The organism is Priestia sp. TRN 1309, assembly GCF_050846875.1.
In the GTDB taxonomy this organism is placed as follows: Bacteria; Bacillota; Bacilli; order Bacillales; family Bacillaceae_H; genus Priestia; species Priestia zanthoxyli.
Genome location: NZ_JBOZGM010000013.1, coordinates 42341 through 49246, shown reverse-complemented (window position 1 = coordinate 49246; position 6906 = coordinate 42341). Strand labels below are relative to the sequence as shown.

Sequence of the window (6906 nt, the reverse complement as noted above, 5' to 3'; positions counted from 1 at the left end):
ATAAAAATTAACGTTGACGTTTGTCGCTTTGTTCAGTTTTCAAAGTTCAACCGCCGCTCTTAAGCGACTTTACTATCTTATCAAGTTATCAACGTAATGTCAACAACTTTTTTTATTTCTTTTTGTTGTTTTCGCTTATCTGCGTTAGCAACAGATATAAATATACCAAATCGTTTTCATAAAAACAAGAGGTAAATTAAAAGTTTAAATTTTCTAATATTAATACCTAAAAAAAGATGGCCGTAGCCATCTCTTTTTTTAGCGTTGACGCATATGTGGGAATAATAGTACATCACGGATTGACGGTGCATTTGTTAGTAACATAACAAGGCGGTCAATACCGATTCCTAGACCACCTGTAGGTGGCATACCGTATTCTAATGCCTCAATGAAGTCATCATCCATCTCATGTGCTTCATCGTTTCCTTGTTCTTTCTCTTTCAACTGAGCTTCAAAGCGCTCACGTTGGTCAATTGGATCATTTAGCTCTGTAAATGCGTTCGCGTGTTCACGCGCAACGATAAACAGCTCAAAACGGTCAGTAAAACGCGGATCTTCCGCATTTTTCTTAGCAAGTGGAGAGATTTCTACAGGATGTCCGTAAATGAACGTCGGTTGAATTAACTGCTCTTCTACTTTTTGTTCAAAGAATTCATTTACAATATGTCCATATTGCATATGTTCAGTGATTTCTACCCCGTGTTCTTTTGCTAAAGCACGAGCTTCTTCAACAGATGTTTCTCCCCAGAAGTCTACGCCCGTATATTGTTTAATAGCATCGACCATATGAAGTCTTGTCCATTCTGGCGTTAGGTCTACCTCTTGATCACCATACTGAATCTTTGTTGTGCCAAGTACTTCTTGCGCAATGTGTGCAATTAAGTTCTCTGTTAAAGCCATGATATCTTTGTAGTCCGCATACGCTTCGTACAATTCGATCATTGTAAATTCAGGATTGTGACGTGTAGATACACCTTCATTACGGAATACACGGCCAATTTCATATACTTTTTCTAATCCACCTACGATTAAACGTTTTAAATGAAGTTCAATCGCAATACGCATATAAAGTTCCATATCAAGCGCATTGTGGTGTGTCACAAACGGACGAGCTGCTGCTCCACCTGCGATTGAATGCATCATCGGTGTTTCAACTTCTAAGTATCCGTGATTATCTAAGTAACGGCGCATCGATTGAATAATGCGGCTTCTTGAGATAAATGTTTGTTTACTTTCTGGGTTTGTAATTAAATCTAAGTAACGTTGACGGTAGCGCTGTTCAATATCTTTTAAACCATGATATTTATCTGGAAGTGGACGAAGCGCTTTTGTTAGTAACGTGAAATCTTTTACTTTAATAGAAAGTTCGCCAACTTTTGTTTTGAATAAAACACCTTCAACCCCTACCAAGTCACCGATATCTACGCTGCTGAAGATTTCGTACTGTTCTTCGCCAATTGCATCTTTACGTACATAAAGCTGAATTTGTCCTGTTAAATCTTGAACGTGAGCGAAACCTGCTTTTCCTTTTCCACGCTTTGTCATAATACGACCAGCTAGTGACACAGGCACTTCATTTTCTTCTAACTGTTCTTTTGTTAACTCGTCATACTCACTAATTAATTGCTGTGATGTATGTGTACGTTCAAAACGTTGACCAAACGGATCAATACCCTGATCTCGTAGGTTGCTCATTTTTTCGCGACGAACGAGAAATTGATCATTTAATTCTTCATGACTCATCGTTTACTCATCTCCATCGTATAATTAAGTTTTCCGAAACAGAAAAAAGGCCAGCATGTTTACTGGCAACTACTACGTTTCTTTAAAATTATTATAGGTTCAGTCGTTTCTCTATGTCAAATCGCTTTATTCTTGCTTCGCTTCTCTTTTTCTTCGATTTCTCTAACAAGCTACCGAATAAACCAACAACCTGCGAACCCAAACCTTAAAGTTTTCACTGTGAACTCTACTTTACGCCAATATAAAAATGAATCAACTAATAAGATTCATTTTTAATTATGTAAATCATTCCTATTATTTTCGAACATATCTAGTATATCAGTTGTTTGCTCTCGAAATAATTTTACATCTTTTAAATCCGATAACCGTTTTGTGATGGTTTCAACTTTTTCTTCTGCTACAGGGAGAATAAGAGATGGAGCTAGTTCGTTTAGAGGAACCATCACAAACGCCCGTTCAAACATTCGGGGATGAGGGACGTTCAGCCTATCCGTATGAATGATTTCATTACTATAAAGTAAGATATCCAAATCAAGGGTTCTAGGTCCCCATACAATCTCTCTTTTTCGACCTGCCGCTTGTTCAATGGCTTGCAAACAATCTAAAAGTTGCTCTGACGAATACGTTGTTTGTATTTTTACTACCATGTTTAAAAAGCTTGCTTGATTCGTATACCCGACCGGGGCCGTTTCATAAACAGATGAAACAGCCACTACCTTAACCTCAGAATGTTTCATCAAGCCAGTAACTCCCGACTTCAAATGTTCCATTCGATTTTCAATATTTGATCCTAATGCAATATATGCTTCTGTTGTCATTCAACGGCTCCTTTTAATTTCAATAGCTACCGATTGATAATAACCGGGAATTGGCGGATCAGGCTTATATACCTTTACTGTACAAGCCTGCACGAGTTCGTAATTAGCAAGCAATTCAGATGCAATCGTTTCGGCCACCGTTTCAACTAACTTGAACGTGCGCTTCTCTACAACTTCCTGGCATGTTTGGTATAAATCTGCATAGCTCACCGAGTATTCTAAATTGTCCGTAGTACCAGCTTGTTTTAAATCTAGTTCTACAGTTAAATCCACGTGAAAACGCTGCCCTAATTTATTTTCTTCTGGAAATACACCATGATATCCATAGAAACGCATATCATTCACATAAATTTTATCCATCTTTAGCCTCTCCTTTCGCTTTTATACATGTAGCTCGCGTCGACTCATTAGCGACATCGTGTAAGAGCGATACTCTTTTTGCAACTGAGCTGTTAACGTATGGTCTCCGACTGAAAACTTCTTATCCTTTATACTTCGAAGAGGTACGATTTCTTGAATGGAATTTGTAACGAAAGCTTCATCACTCTCCAAAAGCTGTTCCGCCGTAAATAAACCTTCTACAACTTCTATGTTTTTCTTTTTTAAAAGCGTAAAGATAAACTGTCTCGTAATTCCATTTAAGATACCTGTTTCAAGAGACGGTGTATATACACAATCATCTTTTACAAAAAATAAATTGGACACAATACCTTCGGCTAAGAACCCTTCTTTTGTTAAAAAAATACCCTCTTTATTTAAGTCTGAACCAACTTCTCGCTTAGCCAGTACATTGTTTAAATAATGATGAGACTTCAACCTCACGGTTCCTTCGGGCGTATTTCGCTTTGTCTCAAGAATAAGCCCCTCTTTTACAAGGGGGCTCGATGGATGAGGCATTGATTTCATGTATACAATTGTAGATGGCTTGTCGTATTCTTCCACTTGCAGTCCAATTCCGCCATTTCCTGCTGAAACATTTAATCGAACATACGCATTTCTCTCATTGTTTTTCATTAACAGACTATTAATAATTGCCAACACGTCCTGTGTGGAGTAGTCCCATACAATATTTAATTCACGTAAGCTGCTACGCAGTCGATCCAGATGGTCTTCCACTAAAAATGGATGACCATCATAAACTCGTAGCGTTTCAAATAGCCCTAGACCATACATATATCCGTGATCAAACGGAGAAATAGTGGCTTCAGACGCAGGCTTTACTTCACCATTTACGTATATATACATATCATTACACTCGCTTTTTTTCGTAAGTTTCAATAAAATTCTTCAGCATTTCTTTACCGTAAGAAGTCATGATAGATTCAGGGTGGAACTGTACCCCTTCAATAGGTAATGATTTATGGCGAATCGCCATAATTTCATCTTCTGCTGTCCACGCTGAAATCTCAAAGCAATCCGGCAGTGAACTTTTTTCTACAATCAAAGAATGATATCGAGTTGCCGTGAACGGATTATCAAGACCTTTAAAGATAGTACGGCCATCATGATGCATTTCAGATGTTTTACCGTGCATTAATTTATCCGCACGAATCACATTCCCTCCAAAAGCTTGCCCAATCGACTGATGCCCTAAGCATACGCCGAATATTGGAATCTTACCTGCAAAATACTCGATGGCTTCTAAACTGATTCCCGCTTCGTTAGGACTACAAGGTCCCGGGGAGATCATCAAGAAATCTGGATTTAGCACTTCAATTTCAGAAAGTGTAATTTCATCATTTCTTTTTACAAGAAGCTCATGCCCTAGCTCACCTAAATACTGTACTAAATTAAACGTAAAAGAATCATAATTATCAATCATTAATATCATCTTTACTCACCCTCACTCAGCTCATTTTCGCTCTGCTCTTTTGCTTTCCATAGTGCAATTGCTTTTTTCAGTGATTCTTTGTATTCGTGTTTCGGATTTGAATCAATTACAACACCCGCACCAGCCTGCACATAAGCTTGGCCGTCTTGAATAATCATAGTGCGAATCGCAATATTTAATTCCATATCTCCATTAAACCCAATCCAACCAATCGATCCTGTATAAATTCCTCGCCTTACAGGTTCAAGTTCTTCAATGATTTCCATTGTACGAACTTTAGGCGCTCCAGTAATCGTTCCTCCAGGAAAAACCGCATCTACAATATCTACAAAATCTTTATTGCGCGCGAGCTTGCCTTTTACATTAGACACAATATGCATCACATGTGAATACTTTTCAATAACCATAAACTCGTCAACATGAACGGTACCATAGTCGCTTACTCTACCAAGGTCATTACGCTCCAAATCAACAAGCATCACATGCTCTGCACGCTCTTTTTCGTTATGAATAAGCTCATCCGCTAACTGTTGGTCTTCTTGATCATCCTTACCGCGAGAGCGCGTTCCCGCAATTGGTCTCGTACTGATTTCGTCACCGGCTTTTTTCACTAATAGTTCTGGTGAACAGCTCACAATGTGAAATTCTTCTGTCTGCATATAAGACATATAAGGAGACGGGTTGATTTTTCGTACCTGTTCGTAGATATGCATAGGATGAGTTTGAAGCTGTTGAGACTGTCGAACAGATAAGTTCACTTGAAACACATCGCCTTGACCGATGTACTCATGTACGCGAGTTGTGGCATCTGAAAAAGCAGCTTCAGACATTGAAACCTCACTCTTTTCGGCAACACGATGAATACGCTCATATGAGAGCCCTTCAGCACTTGCCTCCATCCAGTCCTTTTTGTATTGATCAATACGCTTATGTGCCTGCTCTTTACAATCTGCTTCATCGTTAACGATAATCCAGAGCTTTTCCTTTTCTTGATCGTATACAAATACGTCATCGAAAATAAGGAAATAAACGTCCGGCGTTTTCAATGAATCTTCAGCAAGATCAGGTATGGTTTCTACATAGCGGATATAATCATAGCTAATAAAGCCAATTGCTCCACCTTGAAAAGGAGGAAGATCTGGATTCACCTCTGCTTCAAACTTCTTCATCCAGTCTCGCATAAGATGAAGCGGATTACCTTTTTGAACAGTAGCTTGGCCATCCGTTTTGATATGAAGCTCGTTTTGTTCGCCTCGCAAAATGGCTACAGGTTTTAATCCCATCATTTGAAACTTTCCGCCTCGACCGCTTTCAAGCAGGATATGATTCGGTTCCTCTTTTGACAACTCTTGATATTTTTTGAACCATTGGTTTTTAGAGATAGAAATAGATTCGCCCCAAGTCATTCTTTGCTGCATTTGTTCACTCTCCTAAAAATAAATCACCTGCTTTCATTTTACATGATTCTCAGATGAAAAAAAACAGCTTCATATAGAAGCTGTTCTTTTATGGTTTTTATGCTTGTGTTTGTTCCTCGAATTGGAACAATGGAGTACTTAAGTAACGCTCACCGTTACTTGGAATAATCGCTAACACTTTTTTACCTTTTCCTAGCTGTTTTGCAGCTTTTAACGCAGCATAAATCGCAGCCCCAGAAGAGATACCTACTAGTACGCCTTCTGTTTTTGCTACTTTACGTGCATATTCAAAAGCTTGGTCGTTTTGAACAGCGACAACTTCGTCATATACTTCCGTGTTAAGCGTATCCGGAACAAAGTTTGCACCGATTCCTTGAATTTTATGAGGTCCTGGTTGACCACCACTTAAGATCGGAGAATCAGCTGGCTCTACCGCATAAATTTTGATGTTTGGATACTTTTCTTTTAATACTTCGCCAGCACCTGTAATAGTACCGCCAGTACCGATACCTGCCACAAATCCATCTAGCTGATCGCCAAACTGCTCGATGATCTCTTTAGCCGTTGTTTGACGGTGCACTTCTGGGTTCGCTTCATTTTGGAACTGCTGAGGAATAAAGTAGCCGTGCTCTTTTGCAAGCTCAGTTGCTTTATTAACCGCACCTTTCATTCCTTCTGGACCTGGTGTTAACACTAACTCTGCACCGTACGCACGAAGCAGATTACGACGCTCAATACTCATCGTTTCAGGCATTGTTAAAATAGCACGGTATCCTTTTGCTGCAGCTACCATTGCTAAGCCAATTCCTGTGTTACCGCTTGTTGGTTCAATGATGGTGTCTCCAGGCTTTAATACACCTTTTGCTTCAGCATCTTCGATCATTGCTAATGCGATACGATCTTTTACGCTGCTTCCTGGGTTCATAAATTCTAATTTTAAATATACATCCGCCATATCTTCTTCAACTAGACGGTTTAGTTTTACGATTGGTGTTTGACCAATTAACTCTGTAATTGAATTTGCAATACGTGCCATATGACCACTCCTAATACCAACTAATTTTATTGATTTTGTATACAATTTATCAGATGTTTT

The 6906-nt window shown here is 39.0% G+C and carries 7 protein-coding genes; all 7 read right to left on the bottom strand.

Annotated features, from left to right (window positions below; translation table 11 throughout):
- Positions 1–258 precede the first annotated feature (258 nt).
- A complete protein-coding gene (gene lysS, locus ACRPLQ_RS26060) occupies positions 259–1743 on the bottom strand; it encodes a lysine--tRNA ligase (protein WP_013054894.1) in 1485 nt (494 codons plus the stop codon).
- Positions 1744–2015: 272 nt separating this feature from the next.
- Positions 2016–2561 (bottom strand): 2-amino-4-hydroxy-6-hydroxymethyldihydropteridine diphosphokinase, encoded by a 546-nt coding sequence (folK, locus tag ACRPLQ_RS26055; RefSeq protein ID WP_165635902.1) that lies wholly within the window; start codon positions 2559–2561, stop codon positions 2016–2018.
- Positions 2562–2921 carry a dihydroneopterin aldolase gene (gene folB, locus ACRPLQ_RS26050; RefSeq protein ID WP_028412654.1) on the bottom strand — a complete coding sequence of 120 codons (360 nt, stop codon included), beginning with the start codon at positions 2919–2921 and terminating at the stop codon, positions 2562–2564.
- 21 nt (positions 2922–2942) lie between these two features.
- Positions 2943–3806 (bottom strand): aminodeoxychorismate lyase, encoded by an 864-nt coding sequence (gene pabC / locus ACRPLQ_RS26045; protein ID WP_033580816.1) that lies wholly within the window; start codon positions 3804–3806, stop codon positions 2943–2945.
- A 4-nt stretch (positions 3807–3810) separates the two neighbouring features.
- Positions 3811–4392 (bottom strand): aminodeoxychorismate/anthranilate synthase component II, encoded by a 582-nt coding sequence (gene pabA, locus ACRPLQ_RS26040; RefSeq protein WP_013054890.1) that lies wholly within the window; start codon positions 4390–4392, stop codon positions 3811–3813.
- A 2-nt stretch (positions 4393–4394) separates the two neighbouring features.
- Entirely contained in the window at positions 4395–5810 is a 1416-nt protein-coding gene (pabB, locus tag ACRPLQ_RS26035) for an aminodeoxychorismate synthase component I (RefSeq protein ID WP_028412651.1), read from the bottom strand.
- Between the two features lie 97 nt (positions 5811–5907).
- Positions 5908–6846, bottom strand: a complete 939-nt coding sequence (gene cysK, locus ACRPLQ_RS26030) for a cysteine synthase A (protein WP_013054888.1) — start codon at positions 6844–6846, stop codon at positions 5908–5910.
- Between the last annotated feature and the right edge of the window lie 60 nt (positions 6847–6906).

Bases quoted from the DNA above. Each gene is read 5' to 3' on its own strand.
- lysS (WP_013054894.1), bottom strand. From the start codon at position 1,743: ATGAGTCATGAAGAATTAAATGATCAATTTCTCGTTCGTCGCGAAAAA.
- folK (WP_165635902.1), bottom strand. From the start codon at position 2,561: ATGACAACAGAAGCATATATTGCATTAGGATCAAATATTGAAAATCGA.
- folB (WP_028412654.1), bottom strand. From the start codon at position 2,921: ATGGATAAAATTTATGTGAATGATATGCGTTTCTATGGATATCATGGT.
- pabC (WP_033580816.1), bottom strand. From the start codon at position 3,806: ATGTATATATACGTAAATGGTGAAGTAAAGCCTGCGTCTGAAGCCACT.
- pabA (WP_013054890.1), bottom strand. From the start codon at position 4,392: ATGATATTAATGATTGATAATTATGATTCTTTTACGTTTAATTTAGTA.
- pabB (WP_028412651.1), bottom strand. From the start codon at position 5,810: ATGCAGCAAAGAATGACTTGGGGCGAATCTATTTCTATCTCTAAAAAC.
- cysK (WP_013054888.1), bottom strand. From the start codon at position 6,846: ATGGCACGTATTGCAAATTCAATTACAGAGTTAATTGGTCAAACACCA.